Annotated in this window: 11 protein-coding genes and 1 tRNA gene; 8 read left to right on the top strand and 4 right to left on the bottom strand. The window is 67.4% G+C overall.

The annotated features are described in order from the left end of the window. Positions 1–10: 10 nt before the first annotated feature. The 6 genes from N542_RS0120895 to N542_RS0120870 all read left to right on the top strand — a co-directional run bounded on the left by N542_RS0120895 (position 11) and on the right by N542_RS0120870 (position 6,884). Positions 11–598, top strand: a complete 588-nt coding sequence (locus N542_RS0120895; protein WP_051552190.1) for a PPA1309 family protein — start codon at positions 11–13, stop codon at positions 596–598. After that, entirely contained in the window at positions 591–3,596 is a 3,006-nt protein-coding gene (locus N542_RS0120890) for a UPF0182 family membrane protein (RefSeq protein ID WP_028645580.1), read from the top strand. Before N542_RS0120895 ends, N542_RS0120890 begins: the two co-directional genes overlap by 8 nt. A 71-nt stretch (positions 3,597–3,667) precedes the next feature. Continuing rightward, positions 3,668–3,741: transfer RNA gene (locus N542_RS0120885), tRNA-Met, on the top strand. Positions 3,742–4,025: 284 nt separating this feature from the next. Then, a complete protein-coding gene (locus N542_RS0120880; RefSeq protein ID WP_036509086.1) occupies positions 4,026–4,715 on the top strand; it encodes an NADPH-dependent F420 reductase in 690 nt (229 codons plus the stop codon). Between the two features lie 123 nt (positions 4,716–4,838). Next, positions 4,839–5,501 (top strand): membrane protein, encoded by a 663-nt coding sequence (locus N542_RS0120875; protein ID WP_028645578.1) that lies wholly within the window; start codon positions 4,839–4,841, stop codon positions 5,499–5,501. A gap of 978 nt (positions 5,502–6,479) precedes the next feature. After that, entirely contained in the window at positions 6,480–6,884 is a 405-nt protein-coding gene (locus tag N542_RS0120870; RefSeq protein WP_051552188.1) for a hypothetical protein, read from the top strand. 1,079 nt (positions 6,885–7,963) lie between these two features. On the opposite strand, the gene N542_RS0120860 is transcribed toward N542_RS0120870, so the two are convergent. Continuing rightward, positions 7,964–8,284 (bottom strand): hypothetical protein, encoded by a 321-nt coding sequence (locus tag N542_RS0120860; RefSeq protein WP_028645576.1) that lies wholly within the window; start codon positions 8,282–8,284, stop codon positions 7,964–7,966. Between the two features lie 117 nt (positions 8,285–8,401). Here N542_RS0120860 and N542_RS0120855 point away from each other — a divergent pair, with 117 nt between their 5' ends. Continuing rightward, on the top strand, positions 8,402–8,965 hold the full coding sequence (locus tag N542_RS0120855) for a suppressor of fused domain protein (RefSeq protein ID WP_028645575.1): 564 nt from the start codon (positions 8,402–8,404) through the stop codon (positions 8,963–8,965). Between the two features lie 74 nt (positions 8,966–9,039). On the opposite strand, the gene N542_RS0120850 is transcribed toward N542_RS0120855, so the two are convergent. Further along, entirely contained in the window at positions 9,040–9,702 is a 663-nt protein-coding gene (locus N542_RS0120850; RefSeq protein WP_197026045.1) for a DUF6308 family protein, read from the bottom strand. Between the two features lie 143 nt (positions 9,703–9,845). Here N542_RS0120850 and N542_RS27680 point away from each other — a divergent pair, with 143 nt between their 5' ends. After that, a complete protein-coding gene (locus N542_RS27680; protein WP_155993265.1) occupies positions 9,846–10,121 on the top strand; it encodes an OB-fold nucleic acid binding domain-containing protein in 276 nt (91 codons plus the stop codon). Positions 10,122–11,098: 977 nt separating this feature from the next. Here N542_RS27680 and N542_RS25965 read toward each other — a convergent pair. Further along, complete coding sequence (locus N542_RS25965; protein WP_051552186.1) at positions 11,099–13,906, bottom strand: response regulator; 2,808 nt, start codon at positions 13,904–13,906, stop codon at positions 11,099–11,101. 240 nt (positions 13,907–14,146) lie between these two features. Continuing rightward, positions 14,147–17,206 carry a glycoside hydrolase family 3 C-terminal domain-containing protein gene (locus tag N542_RS0120835; RefSeq protein WP_028645572.1) on the bottom strand — a complete coding sequence of 1,020 codons (3,060 nt, stop codon included), beginning with the start codon at positions 17,204–17,206 and terminating at the stop codon, positions 14,147–14,149. Between the last annotated feature and the right edge of the window lie 129 nt (positions 17,207–17,335).

The raw sequence follows: 17,335 nt of genomic DNA, 5'->3' as shown, positions 1-17,335 counted from the left end.
GTGAGTCCAGATGAGCGAGTACGACTCCGAGCTGCCCGGCTTCAACGACGTGGATCCGGCCCTGGCCGCGGCCGTCCTGGAGATCGAGAGCCACATCGCCGCCGACGGCTGGGACCAGCCCTCGCGGCTCTATGCGCTGGTCGACACCGCGGCGCTGGTCGCCAAGGAGCCCGCGCTCGCGGCCATGATGGGCCTGGACGAGGCGTCCGCCGCCGGCTCGATGACGCCGGTCGAGCAGGAGCTGGTCGCCCCCGGGCAGACGCTCGAGGAGTCGCTCGGATCGATCGTGTGGCCGCCCGGCGTGGCCGGCTGTGCCGCGGTGGTCGAGCGGCTGGTGCTGCCGCCGGGCGTCGACGACCAGATCCCCGAGGACCCGACGTCGGCCGAGGAGTTCGCCCGCGACCACCCGGACCGTCAGGAGGTGCGCATCGTCGCCGGGGTCACCCGCGACGGCGCGACGTACTGCGCCCTGCGGTTGCGGGCCCACGACGATGACCAGTCCGTGGTCGGCGGCGCCGACCTGGTGCCCGGGCTGCTGGAGCTGTTGAGCGCGACGCTCGAGGACGAGCCGGAGCAGGGAGAGGCAACGCATGAGTGAGCTGTTCGACGAGGAGTCCCAGGGGGCTCCGCCGCCGCAGCGCGGTTCGCGGCGCTCGCGCGCCCTGGTCATCACCGCGGTGGTGCTGGTGCTCGCGTTCCTCGGCCTGTCCACCTTCGCGTCGCTCTACACCGACCGGCTCTGGTACAAGAACGGCGGGTACGGCGAGGTCTTCACCACGCTCTTCTGGACCAAGGCCGGCCTCTTCCTCGTCTTCGGTGCGGTGATGGGCCTGGTCGTCGGCCTGAACATGTACCTCGCCTTCCGGTTCCGGCCGTTCTTCCGGCCGAGCTCACCCGAGCAGAGCGGGCTCGACCGCTACCGCGAGGCGGTGACGCCGATCCGCACCTGGCTGGTCGTCGGTGTCTCGGTCGTGCTCGGTGCCTTCGCCGGCAGCTCGGCGATCGGGGAGTGGCGCGACTTCCTGCTGTGGCGCCACGGCGTGCCCTTCGACCAGAAGGACAAGTGGTTCCACAAGGACATCGGCTTCTACGTCTTCGACCTGCCCTGGCTGCACTACCTCGTCGACTTCGCGATGGCGGTGCTCGTCGTCGCGCTGATCGCCGCCGCGGTCGTCCACTACCTGTACGGCGGGATCCGGCTGCAGGCCACCCGTGACCGTCTCTCCGGAGCGGCGCAGGTGCAGCTGTCCGTGCTCCTCGGGCTCTTCGTGTTGGCCAAGGCCGCGGACTACTGGCTGGACCGCTTCGACCTGGTCAGCCGCTCGGGCGGGCTGGGCACCGGCATGAACTACACGGGGCACAACGCGATCCTGCCGGCCAAGAACATCCTGGTCGGCATCGCGGTGATCTGCGCGGTGCTCTTCTTCGTCAACGTCTGGCGTCGCACCTGGCTGCTGCCGTCGGTCGGGCTGGCGCTGCTCGCCGTGTCGGCGATCCTGCTCGGCCTGATCTGGCCCGGCATCGTGCAGCAGTTCCAGGTCAAGCCGTCCGAGGCCGACAGGGAGGCGCCGTACATCAAGGCCAACATCGACGCCACGCGGGCGGCGTACGACATCGGTGACGTCGAGCTGACGGACTTCAACCCGACGGCCGGCCTCTCCGGGACCCTCGCCGCCCTGGACAAGACGACCTCGTCGATCCCGCTGGTGGACCCGCAGCTGGTCCCTCCGGCGTTCGAGCAGATCCAGCAGGGGCGCGCCTACTACTCCGTGAACGGCGTGCTCGACGTCGACCGCTACCCGATCGCCGGCAACGACCGTGCCCTGGTGATCGGCGCTCGCGAGCTCGACCAGACCGGCATCCCGGAGTCGGACCGCAACTGGTCCAACCTGCACACCGTCTACACCCACGGCAACGGGGTCATCGCGGCGTACGCCAACCAGCGGCCCGAGGACAACAGCGCGCAGATCGACACCAACGCCGACACGTCCGACCCGGACGCCGGCATCGTGTGGGCCCAGGGGCTGGCGTCGGACCAGGACGGTCTGGCGCGCTCGCTGCCGGGCAAGTTCGAGGACCGCATCTACTACGGCGAGCAGAGCCCGCAGTACTCCATCGTGGGCAAGCCGAGTGCTGGCGCGAAGGACGTCGAGCTCAACCTCCCGACCGGTGAGGAGGACGACCAGAACAGCACGACCTTCGACGGCAAGGGCGACGCCAGCGTGGGCAGCACGTTCAACCAGCTGATGTTCGCGGTCAAGTACGGCGAGCCGAATTTCCTGCTCTCCGGGCGGGTCTACAGCAACAGCCGGGTCCTCTTCAACCGCACCCCGCGCGAGCGGGTCGAGAAGGTCGCACCCTGGCTCACCGTCGACAGCGACCCCTACCCGGCGATCGTGGACGGCAAGATCCAGTGGATCCTCGACGGCTACACCACCACCGACCGCTACCCGAACTCGAAGAAGGACTCCTTCGACGAGATGACGGACGACTCGCTGCAGACCACGACCGGCCTGCAGACGCTGCCGACCGACGAGATCAACTACATGCGCAACGCGGTCAAGGCGACCGTCGACGCCTACACCGGCGAGGTCACGCTCTACGCCTGGGACGAGACCGACCCGATCCTGAAGACGTGGGAGTCGGCGTTCCCCGGCACGGTGCTGCCGAAGTCGGAGATCTCGGACGACCTGCTCCAGCACGTGCGCTACCCCAAGGACCTCTTCCAGGTGCAGCGCTACCAGTACGCGCGCTACCACGTGACGGACCCGGGCGACTTCTACCAGGGCAACAACCGCTGGGAGGTCCCCGAGGACCCGTACAAGGCGGGCAAGTTCCAGCCGCCGTACCGGCTGTTCGTCGACAACGCGGGGGGCTCCGACGACGCGCGCTTCTCGGTGACCTCGGTCTACGTGCCGTACAAGAAGAACAACCTGGCGTCCTTCGTCTCCGTGGACTCCGACGCCACGAGCGCCGACTACGGCAAGATCCGGGTGCTCCAGCTGCCGACGACGGGCAACCCGGTCGACGGACCGGGACAGGTGGCCAACACCTTCGCTTCCGATCCCGGCATCGCCGACCTGATCGCGCAGTTCAACCGCAGCGGTGCCGAGCCTCGCTACGGCAACCTGCTCACCCTGCCCATCGGGGAGGGGCTGATGTACGTCCAGCCCGTCTACGCGAGCCGGGCGGCGTCCGAGTCGAGCTACCCGATCCTGCGCTACGTGCTCGTGAAGTACGGCAACAACATCGGCTACGGCAACACGCTCGTGAGCGCCCTGCGCGATCTCCTCGGCGCGTCCGGTGGGGTCGTCACCGACCCGGGCGACGACGGTACGCCGACCGACCCGGGCACCGGCGGGACGGGCAGCATCAGCTCCCAGATCGAGGCCAAGCTCGCGGGCGCCGAGAAGGCCTTCAGCGACGCTCAGAAGGCCCTCGACTCCGGTGATCTGGGCGAGTACCAGAAGCAGGTCGGCCTGGCACAGCAGCTGGTCACGGACGCCGTCAGGTTGAGCTCGAGCAGCAAGGCCGGCTCCGGGTCCAAGAGCTCGCCCTCGGCCAGCCCGTCGGCGTCAGCGAGCCCGTCCTCCTGAGCCTCTCCACCCCGCATCGGCGACCCCGATTTGGCCGGCCCGCGGCCGGTCTGTAAGGTTGGTTTCACCGGCGCGGGGTGGAGCAGCTCGGTAGCTCGCTGGGCTCATAACCCAGAGGTCGCAGGTTCAAATCCTGCCCCCGCTACAGAAGCCGAAGGGCCCTCACAGTCTGACTGTGAGGGCCCTTCGCATTTGCGCAACCATCCTCAGGGACAATGCACTGATCGCGGCAGATCGGGCGCTGGTTCTCATGGCGGTGGTTGGGCCGTCGGCGTGACAGTTGAGCGCTTGTCCAGCCACGGCTACTCGAATTGGCGAGGTTGAGCGTACAAAGCGGTGCCCGGCACGCGGCGGGAAGGCTCGTCTGCCGTACCGCTCCTCGGGCAAGAGGCGGGGGAATGCTGCCCGACTGGTGCTGGTTGCCGTGTCATGATCCTTGGACTCATCGGCAGTGGAAACATCGGCAGCACGATTGCTCGGCTAGCAGTGGCCGCAGACCACGACGTAGTGCTGAGCAATCGTCGGGGTCCCGACACCCTCGCCGACCTGGTCGCCGAGCTTGGCCCCCGGGCGAGGGCGGCCACCTCGGCCGAGGCCGCAGCGGCAGGCGACCTCGTCGTGGTCACGGTGCCGCTGAAGGCGTACCGCGATGTCCCGGTCGAGCCGCTGCGGGGCAAGGTCGTGATCGATACCAACAACTACTACCCCGACCGCGATGGCCACATCGCCGAGCTCGATGACGAGTCGACAACGACCAGTGAGTTGTTGCAGGTCCACTTGCCCGACTCCTCGGTCGTCAAAGCCTTCAACAACATCTACTTCGATCACCTCGCCGTCCTGCATCGCCCCACAGGCGACCCGGAGCGCTCGGTCCTCGCGATCGCGGGGAACGACGAGACGGCCAAGGTCACGGTCACCGACTTCCTCGACTCGATCGGCTATGACGCTCTCGACGTCGGAGCGCTCGCCGAGGGTTGGCGCTACCAGCGCGACACCGCCGCCTACGTGCAGCCCTACGCCACGCCGGGAACCGACTACCCCACCTGGACGGCACGCCCCGTCACCGCCGCGATGCTTCAGGAAAGCTTGGAACAGGCAACCCGCTATCGCGACATGTGACAAGCAGCGCGACCCGATCAGTAACGGATCCAGTCCTGAACCGCGCCCTATGGCGGTGGAATGACGCAGCCCTTGGACGTGTCGCCCGGGAACGAACGGGCCCAAGAGCCCTACATTGCAGGCATGGCCGACATCATTCTGGGCGTCCTCGCGATCATTGCTGGCGGCGCCATGCTTCTCACCGGGCAGTTTGTGCTGCGCCTCGTGATCCCCATCTGGGGCTTTTTCGCGGGTTTTGCCTTCGGTGCCGGAATCGTCGCCGAGTTCGCCGACGAGCATTTTCTGGGCACCGTTCTCGGCTGGGCGTTGGGCCTGCTCTTCGCCGTGATATTCGCGGTCCTGGCCTACCTCTTCTATTGGTTTGGCATCGTCATTGCCATGGGCGCGGCCGGCTTCGCGATCGGCTCGGGCATCATCCTTGCCTTCGGGTTCGACTGGGACTGGGTGGCCGCCTTGGTGGGCCTGGCTCTCGGCATCGTCTTCGGTCTCGTGTCGGCTTTCGCGAACGTTCCGATGATCGTGCTCGTCCTCATCGGCTCGATCGCGGGTGCTGTCGGCGTGACCGGCGGTCTCATGCTGCTGGTCGGCTCGCTGAACTCCTCCGACTTCACTGAGGGCGACTTCACTAACCACGTCTCGGACAGCTTCGGTTGGAGCCTGCTCCTGCTGGTGCTCGCGATCATCGGCATCGTCATCCAGCTCCGGCAGCGGTCCGCCATGCGCCGGAGCATCCAGGAGACCTGGTACTCAGAGAGCAGCTGGCCCGGCCCGGACGCGGCGAAGTGACACACGCTCGTTCGCAGACCCAGTCGCTCTGTCGGCGTTGTGTGTTTCGATCCGGCCATGAGCAACGGGTGGCATTTGCCCTGGCAGTCACCTTGCGGGGCGGGGGAGTGGCGAGCTTCAACAGGTGGAGCGCAGATCTGCGAACTCCCCCCGCTACAAGATTCAGGCCCGGAGGACGTTGTCCTCCGGGCCTGAAGTCATGTGAGCCCTGATCCCCGGCCACCGACTGCGTGGCCAGCGCCCACCAGCATCCAGGCCAGTGGCCGCGCCTGTTGGTGCCTGGTCCTCGGACCACGACGCGTGGGGAAGGACTCTGCGGGCGGGTGGGGGAGCGGCCGGTGCAACCCGAGCGGTCCCCCGCGGGCTGCGGCGCCTGTTCGTCACCACGCCCCGACGCCGAGCCCGACCATCTTCGACCGTCGAGATGCGCCGCTCCCCACCCGCCGCGCTGCACCTGAGCGACATCAGCCCTCGCCCCGGCGTTCCCCTCGACCGGATCGCCACCCGGATCCGTCACGAACGCCTCGCGACCCCTCTCGAGCGCTACATCGGACTCACCCAAGCCCTCGAGATGACCTCCAGCAAAGAGCTCGGCCTGCGACGCCAAGAGATCCAACCCACGGGCCGGCCCACAGCAACCGGTCCGGTGCGGCGAGGAACCTGGTCCCGAGCAGCCGTTTGTGCCGACGAAGACCCATCTTCCAATCGCACGAACCCGGACGCACCCGCATGGCCGACGTTGAGCGCAACGGTCGAGCGACTGTGGGTTCGGTCCTTCGGCGCGTCCGCTGGGGTTGCAGCGGCGTGCCGTAGCCGAAGGCAGATGCTGGCGCTGGCCAGTGATCCGGAGGACGCTAGTGGACGCATTGAGCCCGCATGGGGAGAAGGACCGCCCAGTCCGAACTCAGGATCGCTGTGCGCGTGACAGCAACATGTAGACGAACGCCGACCGTGAGGTCGGCAGGACGGAGCAGAAACATGCGCAGAATTGCATCGCTGACGGCCATCGTTGTCGGGAGCATCATGGCGATCGCCGGAGTCGTCACCTGGGTGGTCATCTCCAGCACGCTGGCAGACCAGAAGATCACTGTGTCCGACGATGCCAACTGTGCCGCCGGCGACAACGTCAACGGTCCGATCTCGGCGTACTGCCAAGCGGACATCATCGACCATCACACTCTCAAGATCACCGGCGGAAAGACCTACGCCGAACTTGAGCAGGATGACCCGAACCGTGAGACCGCCATGACCTCATCGTTCCTGCAGGCGTCGTTGTTCACATCGGTGGTCGCCTTCGGGGTCGCCCTGATGGCTACTGCCGTCGGGATCGTCATGGCCTTGATCGGCTTCGCGTTGCGGACAGCGGCGCCATCGCGAGCCTAGGGCGCTGCGCCGCACCACGCTGAGACAAGGACGACACGTGTCCAGCGACCGAGCGTGCCTTCGTCGCGAATTGTTGCCGGACAACGGCCCAGGTCTCTGCACGTTGCTTTGCCAGGGTCCCGTCTTCTAGGAAGCAAGCCAGTTGCGCCTCGGATGCGTACCTCCCAAGCCATGGGCATCCACCATCGACGCTTGCTCGGCATATTCGCGGCCGAAGGCGACGTAGCCTGAGCGACGGGCAAGCCAGTCCGGCGGAGCGGGTGGGCTCCTCGAGCAGCAGCCTCAACGGCGCCCGAGGCTCGTCGTCGGAGAACAGAGCCCAGTGCTCTCCAACGACCGCGCAACTCTTGTCGCGGGGCCACCAGGATGACCAAGGGGCATGCAGCCCGTCCTGCTGCTCCTGTGAGCACCGGAACTCCTTCCACGCCGGGGCCGGTTCACCACCAGGCAGTAGGGAGTCGAGGCAGACGAGAGAGGGTGCACACCCGCTGACGTCACGAGCGGGCAGGCAGCACGCAGAGCCTCAGGGCCCCGATGGTGCCGGACACCCGGCCCATCAGCTGCTGTGGAACGGTGCCCAGTCGACACGGTCCTGAGTCTCCAGGCCGCGTCATCACGCCTCGGTCACCGAGGTTCAGGTGAAACGCCCTCGACTGGGTACCTGCTTAACATGAGCCCGTCGTACCCGTTCGACCCTGAACTGCACCAGCATGGCTCGATCGCCGCTCGCGGCCGCTGTTCCGGTCAGATCGAGCCGCTGGGGCAGAGCGCATGAACTCGCCTGAGCCTCCGGACCCGCAGCAAGCGGTGCCGCAGATCTTCGACACGATGTCCGACGGACAGCTCGCGTGTCGGGTCTGTGGGGCGCTCGTCCTGCCCGAGGGTCCCTACGCTGGCATCCATTGGGACTGGCACGAAGCCAGCAACGGCGCCTGACCACCGGGCGGCGTGCTCAACCCCCTTCGTCGACGCTGACTCTGCGGCGAGCTCACCAGAGCTGACCCAGTGGCGAGGTGCGTCTACCCGCCGCCTATCGGTGACATCGGAACGCACTCTCATGCCGATGAGCGGACTTCGCGTCAGAGGTCTGCGACGAGTTCGATGACCCGATCGACGTCCTCGACAGGGATCGTTACGGCGACATCCCAGGTCTCGTCATCGGAGCCGATCAGAATCGAAGCAGTGGGTCCGTCGCACGACCAGAACACGGCGGCTCCCGCGGACGTGCCCACCGCGATTGAGTGACGAGAAGTCCAGGTGGCATCGCGGATTGTCCTCAACGCCGCGAACTCAAACGGCGTTGCCCTGACGTTGACTTCCCACTCGCCGTTGGCGATCTTGGCGCACGCTACGGTGCCGCCGTCCGTGCCGACCTCAGCATCGACCACTACGTCTGCCATGCCCGAATGGTGCCAGGCCCGCGAGTCCCGTGCAGGCTCTTCTGATCGCACTCTCATGCCGCTGTCCGAGCTCGGAATTGCCGATGAGCGGTCACCGGTTCCAGGCAGAATGTTGGCATGAGCGACAACCCTTCTCGGGTCGAGAGGTACCTGAGCCATCTGGACGTTCTCAGCGGGGGTAAAGAGGCGCAGTTCTGGCCGGTGGAGTCGACTTGGGCCGGGCATCACGGCGTGACGGCAATCGGCTACCAGGACATGCCCGAGGACGGGCTGCTTTTTGGCTTGACCTATGGCCTGTCGCTGGCGCATCAGGACGTGTGGCGGCACGGGAGGCCAGAACTCTCCATCTGCGTGAAGTCGGGCGACGCCGCCTGGGTCTTAGCGCTCGCGCACCTAGCCGAACGACTACGCCACGACTGCCCATTCAGCTACGGGAACACGATCAACTTCGGTGAGCCGATCGCGGCTGGATCGCAGATGGACGGCTTTGTCGTGTTCGCGCCCATCGCACTCGACGCGACGGACGCCCATGTCGATGTCGGCGACGAACTTCCGATTCACATCGTCGGGATGTACCCGACCTATGCCAGCGAGCGCCAATTCATTTCCAAGCACGGCCTCGAGGCGTTCTGGAAGTTGGACTGGGACCCGTACGACGTGGCACGGCCGCCCGCTGCCTGAACATCCGCTCATGCCGCGTACCGCTCGGTTCGAAGGTGCGGCTTTCCGCCGCGTCTGACGGAGCGCGTAGGTGCCTAGTACCCCTTGCCGTCCATCCACGCGATGACGTCGAAGACTCGCAGGGCGCTCACGTTGTCCGAGAGGCCGGCTTCGTCGCGGAGTCGCAGGAGCCTCGCGTGCAGTTCGCGGTCTTCCCGTCGCAATGCTTCCCAGAGTGGGATCCAAAGTTGCTCTGTTGTTCCGGTGGCTTGCGCAACAACCGAGTCCCAAATCGGCCTCAAGCGCGGCCGCTTCCGCGCGAGGAGCTTGCTGGCGGTCGTCGGACCAACGCCAGGCAGCGAACGTAACGCCAGCATGAGATCCCAGCCCGTCCATCCCTCGGGCAGGTCGTCGATGTCAACCAAGTCTCGATCGTCGCCTAGGTCAATGAGCAACTCCTGGAACTCGTCCGTGCGCGCGACGAGGAGGTCGTGCGCCGCTTCGCCTGGCAGCGAGACCGATAGCAGAGTGACAGCTACGACGTCGTCTGCGGTGAAGCGGTTGCGGTCTCGCGCTCGCCAGCCTGATGGGTCCCAGGAATCGAACAAGGAACCCGTGAAGAAGCCTGGCCCCTCCTTGGGCGTGAAGTAGTACTTCTGGAGCGCTCGAATCGCGCTAGCGTCACTGTCCGTTGCTAATGACGGCGGTAGCTTGAAGGACATAGCGGACACCATGCCCGACCCACCGAGGATCAGCACCTGGCTCGAGTGAGTGGGGACCAAAAAACTGCAGCGCTGCAGCCGTCTTGATCTGCCCCGGGAACAGGCTGACGGAGGCCCCAGTCGGCGGACAGGGACTGCCTTTCTCGGTTCTTGTCGGTGGAGTTGGCTAGAACTGAAGGGTGCCCGATGCGAACAGTGCGCCGATCGAACCCGACACATGCGCCCGCGGCCGGATTGCCAATCTCTCGAAGAGCATCAACTCGGCTGGTCTGCCCTGGGTCGAGTTTGTACTAGAAGGGAGCGCCGGATCCCTCCCGTGCGTCTGCTTTCCGCGTTCGTACCCTTCGGTCGCCAAGCTGCTCAAACCCGATCAGGATCTGGAGGTACACGGCAAGCTGCTGAACGGTGAGCCACTCTCCCTGGCAATTCTGCGAGCGCGCCTGATGCGCAACTGAGTGCCTCATGGGGTCGCGTCATAGCGCCGCGAGTCGTCCGTAGGTGGGGTTGGTTCTAGTGATTGAGCCGGCCGTCGCGGCCCGTCGACTGAGCCGGTCGCGGCCACGTCGACCCATTCGTCACGCACCTTGGCTCGGCAGGTCCAGGTCAAGCCCTGGACCTGAGGTACGAACGGCTCGATGACCACGACGAGCAGGTCTGACAGTCGCAGTTGGTCCGAGACGTCCACGACATTCGTCAGGCCGTGTGTGTCGCCTGCATGAATGTCTTGCCGTGACAGTTCGACTCGCGTGGGCCATCCTCTGCGCAACGGCCTCCCCGCTGTCGACGTGGGTCGCTCCGAAGCCCCGAAGGAACCCATGACTGATCGCTCCCGATACCGCCTCGCGTTGACCCTCACGATCGTGCTTCTGGTTCTCGCTGTCGCAACGTGCTGGTTCGTGGCCACCTACGCGGGAGTGCAGGCCGTGCTGAGCGTTGCCCTGGTGTTGCTGCCGTGTCTAGCGTTCTGCTGCTGGCGCGCCTGGGTGAGCCGAGTTCGGCTGAGCCCGAAGCCATGACCCCACTGGCGGACTCCACCGAGTCGGGCGCCCACAAGAGCAGGACGCCGACGAGCTCGGCGTACAGACCGTTGCGCAGGACGGTCCGACCCGGGCCGCTGCCCTCGACCAGCCGTTCGGTGACGCGGTGGTCGAGCGCGAAGCCCAGGTGGTCCCCGGCACCGGTCAGGCTCGTGTAGACGACGTGCTCCACGCCGTCTCGGACGGCGGCGTCGAGAACGGCGCTGTGACGCGCGACGACACCGAGCACCTACAGCGTCGGTGCCTGAGCGCAGGGGTACAGCCCGTCGGGTGTCAGTCTCACCGACACCGACCAGGGTCTGCTGCACGATCAGGTGACGGGTTGACACCTATCCGTGCGGCAGTCCCAAGAGCGACCGCCGGTCGTCACCGTCTCGCGTCCCAAGCGCCGTCGACTACCGCGCGAGTGACAACGACTGCTCGCCCACCGTTGATGCAGCGAGTGCCTGGTTCAGGCTCGACAGGGCTGTGCTGATGGCGCTGACGTGCTGGGCCAGCTGCTCGTCGGAGACCTCGTCGACGGGAGCGAGCTCGAGCTCGGCGCACGCCTGCGAGAGCGCCATGGCCCCTACGGCTGCGCTGGCGGACTTCAAGGAGTGCGCGATCTCCTGAGCCTGGGCGATGTCGTCGGCGCCGACGGTCTCAGACAGCCCGTCGACCAAAAAGGCACTCTCAAGACGCCAGGCCGACAGCAGCTTCGTGCGAAGGGTCTCGCCGTCGGGGCCGAGGTATCCGACCAAGGTGTCGAGCACGTTCGCGTCGAAGACCGGCGGAGTGACCTCGGTCAAGACTCGCTCGCTGCGATCGACCCGGACCTGTGGTTCGGACGGGTGCAGGGGACGCATCGGTCGGACGCGCCGGAGCACCGACTCGAGGTCTTCGTGGCGCACGGGCTTGGCCAGGTGGCCGTCCATGCCCGCGGCCAGACTCGCCTCGACATCCTCCACGAGCGCGCTCGCGGTCATGGCGATGATGCGTGGTTGACGCTCGGGTGGCAGCTCGGCACGGATGCGTCGCGTCGCCTCGTGCCCGTCCATGACCGGCATCTGCACGTCCATGAGCAGCACGTCGTACGGCGTGACGCGGATGGTGTTGAGCGCCTCCTGACCGTTCGCCACGACGTCAGCACGCTGCCCCAGCTTGCGCAGCATCAGCGTGGCCACCTGCTGGTTCACCACGTTGTCCTCGGCCAGGAGGATGCGCAGCGGACCGATCGGCGTCCGGGAGCTGACAGGTTGGTCGCCTCCCGTCCTCGCGCCCAGCGCCCGGGCGACGGTCTGCTGGAGCGCAGCGGCCTTCACCGGTTTCGTGAGGTGGACCAGTCCGAGCGCCTGGGCCTGTTCGGGGCGCTCACCCAGCGAGGTCAGGAGCACCATCGGGGTCTCGGCGAGCCCATGGACGGCGCGTAGACCCCGGGTCAGCCCGAGGCCGTCGAGGCCCGGCATGTGCATGTCGAGGACGACGACATCGAACTCGTGCTCGCCCGCCCGTACGGCGGCCAGCGCCTCGATCGGGTCGGCGTAGTCAACGACGTGCATCCCCCAGGCCTCGAGCTGGCCCCGCAGGATCCGTCGGTTGGTGTCGTTGTCGTCCACGACCAGGGCGGAACGGCCGGAGAGCTCGGCGGGGACCACCTGCGCCTCGTCCGGTGCCTGACAGGGCGCCAGCGGGACGACGACGGTGAAGGTGGAGCCGCGGCCGGGTTCGCTCTCGACCTCCACGCGCCCGCCCATGGCAGTGCTGAGGTGCTTGCAGATGGCCAGCCCGAGCCCCGTGCCCCCGTAGATCCGGGTGGTGCTGTCATCGACCTGGCTGAAGGACCGGAAGAGCCGATCGCGTCGCTCGGAGGGGATCCCGATCCCGGTGTCGCGGACGGAGAACGCCAGCGTGGTCAGTGGTCGTCCGGTCGGCTCACTTTCCTCGGACAGGACCCGGAGGTGCACATGGACCTCGCCGTGGCTGGTGAACTTGACCGCGTTGCTGAGCAGGTTGACGAGGATCTGACGCACACGGGTCACGTCGCCTTCGACCACCGCAGGCACGTCCGGGTCGATCTGCGCAATCAGATCGAGCCCCTTCGTCGCGGCTTGGGCGGCCAGAAGATCCACGGCGCCCTCGACACAGTCGCGCAGGCTGAACGGGTGGCGCTCGAGGGCGAGCTCTCCCGCCTCGATCTTGGAGTAGTCGAGCACGTCGTTGATGAGACTGAGCAGTGCCTCCCCGGACGCGCGAACGGTCTCGGCGTACTCCCGTTGCTCCTGGTCCATGGAGGTGTCCAGCAGCAAGCCGGTCATCCCGATGACGGCGTTCATGGGCGTGCGGATCTCGTGGGACATCGTGGCCAGGAACGCCGACTTCGCCTTGTTCGCGGCTTCCGCGTCCCGGCGGGCGTTGAGCAACGCTGTCTCGCGCTCCTTCGTGTGGCGTTCCTCGGTCTCCAGCGCACCAGCCATCTCGTCCAAGCCGGCGCCGACCTCGGAGAGCTCCAACGGCTCGGTCACCGTCGATCGCGCAGCGAGGTCGCCGTCGCGGATGCGTCGGATCGTTCCCAGGAGCTCCTTGACCGGGTCTACCACCGCGTCCCGCAGACGGCGCCTCTGGCGGCGCATCACCAGCATTCCCGTCGCAAGGAGTGCGAGCTCGACCCCCAAGGCGCTGACGAGCACGTTCCACTGCCGGCGGTCGCGATCCGCGCGCAGCTCGTCCACCGCCTGCTCAAGATCCTCGTGTGCTGCCCGGTAGGCGTCGAACAGCGTCTTGCCCTGCTGCAGGAACTCGTCCCGCTCCGCCGCGTTGCGACTGACAACGAAGTGCTGGCCGGTGCGACGGGCGGGGAGGGCCCACTGGTCCGTCCAGGTCTTGACGGCGGCCTGTTGGGCTTCGAGCAGGACCTCGATCCGCTCGTTGGCACCCACTTCGTTCGCGGTGGCCTTCAGACTTGCGCCCAGCTTCAGGACTCCGGCCTCGTAGGGCTCGAGGAAGTCGTCGTCTCCGGTCAGCAGGTAAGCACGCAGGCCAGTCTCCTGGTCGACCATCGCGAGGTGAGCAAGACGTACCGACCGTGCTGCGCTGTTGGCGTGCCCGGCCTGGACATCGAGCACGAATGCGATGTAGGTGAGCAGTCCGAGATTCACTGCCGCGACCAGGCCGACGGCCACCAACCCGGTGCGGGTCACTCGGGTGATCTGCTGAGCGAGCGACACGAGCCTGGGCCTCCTAGCGAGCTCACAGGCTCCACGTACCGTTGTTGGTGCGCCGAGGGTCGGGGGAGGACTCCCTGCGATCGTTCCTCGCAGGATTTCGTCGACCCTCATGTCACACAAGCACTACTTCGGCCTCCGATCCCGGAACCTGAGGAGACAGTGCCGACCTGGAGCCCCACCTCGGCAGCGCAGAGCGGCGCGGCCGTGGGCCGAAGCCCACGACCGCGCCGGCTCGCCGTCTCAGCCCACCGTGACCGTGAGGTCCTGGGCGACCGGGGGACTGACCTCGTTGGCTGCGCGTACCCGCACCACGACGGTCCCCGCGGTGGTCGGGGTCCCGGAGATGGTCCCGGTGCCGTCGCCGTTGTCGACGAACGCCAGCCCCGCCGGCAGCTTGCCCTTCACCGAGAGGCTCGGCACCTCCTGGGCCGTCGGCGACTGCGTGGTGGCCGTGGACACGGTGAAGCTCCCTGCCGTGCCGGCCGTGAACGCCGCCGTCGGCTCGGAGGTGATCTGCAGCGGAGCCACGTTCACCACGAAGGTCGTGCTCACCGTGGTGCCGTGCAGCTTCGCGTCGACCGTCACCGTCGCCACGCCCGGTCCGACGGCGCGAAGCACCGTGCCGCCCTGCTCGACGGCGACCACGTCGCGCCGGTTGGAGTGGTAGCGGATCTTGGTGCCCGCCGGGAGCGGCGTGCTGCGACCCTTGCTGATGTAGCCGTGCAGCGCCTCGTCGTCGGTCGCGACGGTGACCTGTGGGTCGATCCGGGCGCCGGCGTCGAACGCGACCCGCTGGGCAACGTCCGCGGCAGCGTCACCGGACTGCACGGGCCGCACCGACACGGTCGTGGGCGTGCGACCCAGTCGACCCGTCACCTGCACCGACGCGCGCTGGCGCACATCGGAGACCGAGGCTGCCAGCTGAAGGCCGTAGGTCCCCCGGTCGACGTGCATGGTCTCGCTGTCTTCGTCGAGGAAAGCCAGCTGGGAGGCAGGCGCGGAGAAGCTGACCTTCACGGTCTTGCCGGGCTTCACCACGACGCGGTCGAAGGCGAGCAGCCGCTTGGCCGGTCGTTCAGCCGCGGCTGAGGCGAAGGGGGTCGTCACGTACAGCTGCGGGGTCGCCGCGCCGGCGACGTCGCCGGTGTTGGTGACCTTGGCGGTGGCGGTCACGGTGCCCGAGGCGTCGACGGACCGGCCGGTCACCTTCAGGTCCGAGAACCGGAAGCTGCTGTAGCTGAGGCCGTGACCGAAGGCGAAGCTCGGGGAGCCCGTGTAGTACATGTACGTGCGACCGGGAGCCGACTGGCTGGGCCGGATCGCGTAGTCGGTGATCGCCGGCAGCTGGCTGTCGTCGGTGTACCAGGTGAAGGGCAGGTGCCCGCTGGGGTTGACCTTGCCGAGCAGGACGTCGGCGATCGCCGGGCCCTGGCGCTGCCCGAGGTAGGAGCTCCACAGGAGGGCGGGGCTGGTCTGCTCGAAGCTGCGCACGTCGACCGAGCCGACGGTCTGGAGATAGACGACCGTGCGCGGGTTGGCGGCCTCGACCTGGCTGATCATCGAGGCCTGGGCGCCGGGCAGAGCGGTCGTCGTACGGTCGTGGTCCTCCGAGGCGGTGCTCCCGTCGGTGCCGGCGACGACCACGACCGCGTCGTACCCGCCGACCTTGGCAAGGGTGTCGGGGTCGACGGTGGTGAGCTGCGATGCGCTGGTCCCGCCGGTGACGCCGGGCAGGAAGTCGACCTGGGCGTTCGGGTTCCGAGCCTCGACGGCGTCCTTGATGCCGGTGTAGGCGTCGATGTTGTTGGCGGCACCGGCGTTGACCTGGCGGCTGGAGTAGCCGCCGGTGAAGAGCTGCGCCGGGTGCGCGAAGTAGCCGACCACGGCAACCTTGAAGGCCTTGTTCTTCGGGACGCTCAACGGCAGCAGAGAGGTCCCGCCGACCTTGTCGTTCTTCAGCAGCACGAGGGCCTGCTCGGCGCTCTGCCGCGCCTGCGAGAGCCGCTCGGGCGTCTCGGTGACCGCGTTGTTGTCCGGCGAGGTGGTCCAGGTGGCGCCACCGAGGCGCTTGCGGGCCGCGCGGACCCACGGGACCGTGTTCTCCTTGTCGAACTCGCCGGTCTCGATCCGAGCGGTGAACAGGCGGGTCAGCGAGGTGTCGACGTCGCCGACGTTGAAGGTGTCGGTCTCGGTCTTGATCTGCTGCGCGATCGCCGTGGGAACGGTGTTCCCGTAGCTGTACTGGTCGTGGTAGCCCCAGTTGCAGTCGAGGTCTTCGCCTGCGGCGATGGCCCACGCCGAGCGGGAGTACTGGTCGAGGGGCGCGCTGGCACCCGGCGGCTGCCAGTGGTGCCCGGCCTGGATCTCGTAGACCGCGTCGCAGTCCGAGGTGAAGTAGCCGTCGAACCCGTAGGTGTCGCGCGCCAGGTCGCTCATCAGCTGCACGCTCGCTGCAGCCGGCACCCCGTTGACCTCGTTGTAGGAGCTCATGATCGAGCCGGGGTGGGCCGACTTCACGATGTCGGCGAACTGCTTGGTGTAATACTCGCGCAGCGTGCGCTGATCCATGTCGGACGAGCCGTTGCGCCGGTTGACCTCGCTGTTGTTCGCCGCGTAGTGCTTCAGCGTGGCGATCGCCTTGTAGTAGCCGTGGGCGGAGGCCGGCAGGGTGCCGTCGGTGGTCTGACCCTGGAGGCCGTTGACGTACTGCCCCGCCAGCTGCGCGGTCAGCGTCGGGTCCTCGCTCCAGGCCTCGTCGTTGCGCCCCCACCGCGGGTCGCGGGCGAGGTTGACCGTCGGGGCGTAGAAGTCGAGGTTGAGCCGGTTGTCGGGCGCCGTGTCGCGGGCCTCGTCACCGATCAGGGAGGCCTCGCGGTAGACGAGCTCCGGGTCCCAGGTGCTGCCCATCGACAGGTCCGACGGGTACGACGTGGTGTTGGTCAGCGTCGTGGCGTTGCCGGTCGGCGTGATGGTCGACGCGTTGACCCCGTGGTTGGACTCGTTCCACCAGCCCCAAGCGGCGATCCCGAGACGCGGCAGGGCCGGGGCTTGGCTGCTGTTCATCTGCTGGGCCTTCTCCGCCAGCGACATCCGCGACACCAGGTCGGCGGCGCGCTCCGCCGGGGTGTACGAGCGGTCGAGGTAGACCGGACGACCCGCGGCGGCCGCCGCGGACGCCAATGGGGCCGTGGGTGGTGAGGCGGACGCCGTACCAGCCGCGACGCCGGCGGCGCCGAGAGCGTTCGCTGAGAGGGAGAGGCCGAGGAGGGTGCCGAGGCGTCGGCGATTGCTGCTGACCATGTGTGTGCTCCGAGATAGTGCGCACCCGAGTGCGCGCCGAGTAGAGAGCCAGTTCAGGCCCGAGAGGGACGTGACGTGGCTCTCAGACGGTAGGCGTGGATATTGTCCAGGTCAAGGACAAACCGAAGG

Source organism: Nocardioides sp. URHA0020, assembly GCF_000620705.1.
Lineage (GTDB): Bacteria > Actinomycetota > Actinomycetes > Propionibacteriales > Nocardioidaceae > Nocardioides.
This window is presented reverse-complemented; position numbering and strand designations above follow the sequence as displayed.

What these genes read in the sequence shown, in the direction of transcription:
- N542_RS0120860 (WP_028645576.1), bottom strand. Translation starts at nt 8,284, where the DNA reads ATGGCAGACGTAGTGGTCGATGCTGAGGTCGGCACGGACGGCGGCACC.
- N542_RS0120870 (WP_051552188.1), top strand. Translation starts at nt 6,480, where the DNA reads ATGCGCAGAATTGCATCGCTGACGGCCATCGTTGTCGGGAGCATCATG.
- N542_RS0120835 (WP_028645572.1), bottom strand. Translation starts at nt 17,206, where the DNA reads ATGGTCAGCAGCAATCGCCGACGCCTCGGCACCCTCCTCGGCCTCTCC.
- N542_RS0120895 (WP_051552190.1), top strand. Translation starts at nt 11, where the DNA reads ATGAGCGAGTACGACTCCGAGCTGCCCGGCTTCAACGACGTGGATCCG.
- N542_RS0120880 (WP_036509086.1), top strand. Translation starts at nt 4,026, where the DNA reads ATGATCCTTGGACTCATCGGCAGTGGAAACATCGGCAGCACGATTGCT.
- N542_RS0120875 (WP_028645578.1), top strand. Translation starts at nt 4,839, where the DNA reads ATGGCCGACATCATTCTGGGCGTCCTCGCGATCATTGCTGGCGGCGCC.
- N542_RS0120890 (WP_028645580.1), top strand. Translation starts at nt 591, where the DNA reads ATGAGTGAGCTGTTCGACGAGGAGTCCCAGGGGGCTCCGCCGCCGCAG.
- N542_RS0120855 (WP_028645575.1), top strand. Translation starts at nt 8,402, where the DNA reads ATGAGCGACAACCCTTCTCGGGTCGAGAGGTACCTGAGCCATCTGGAC.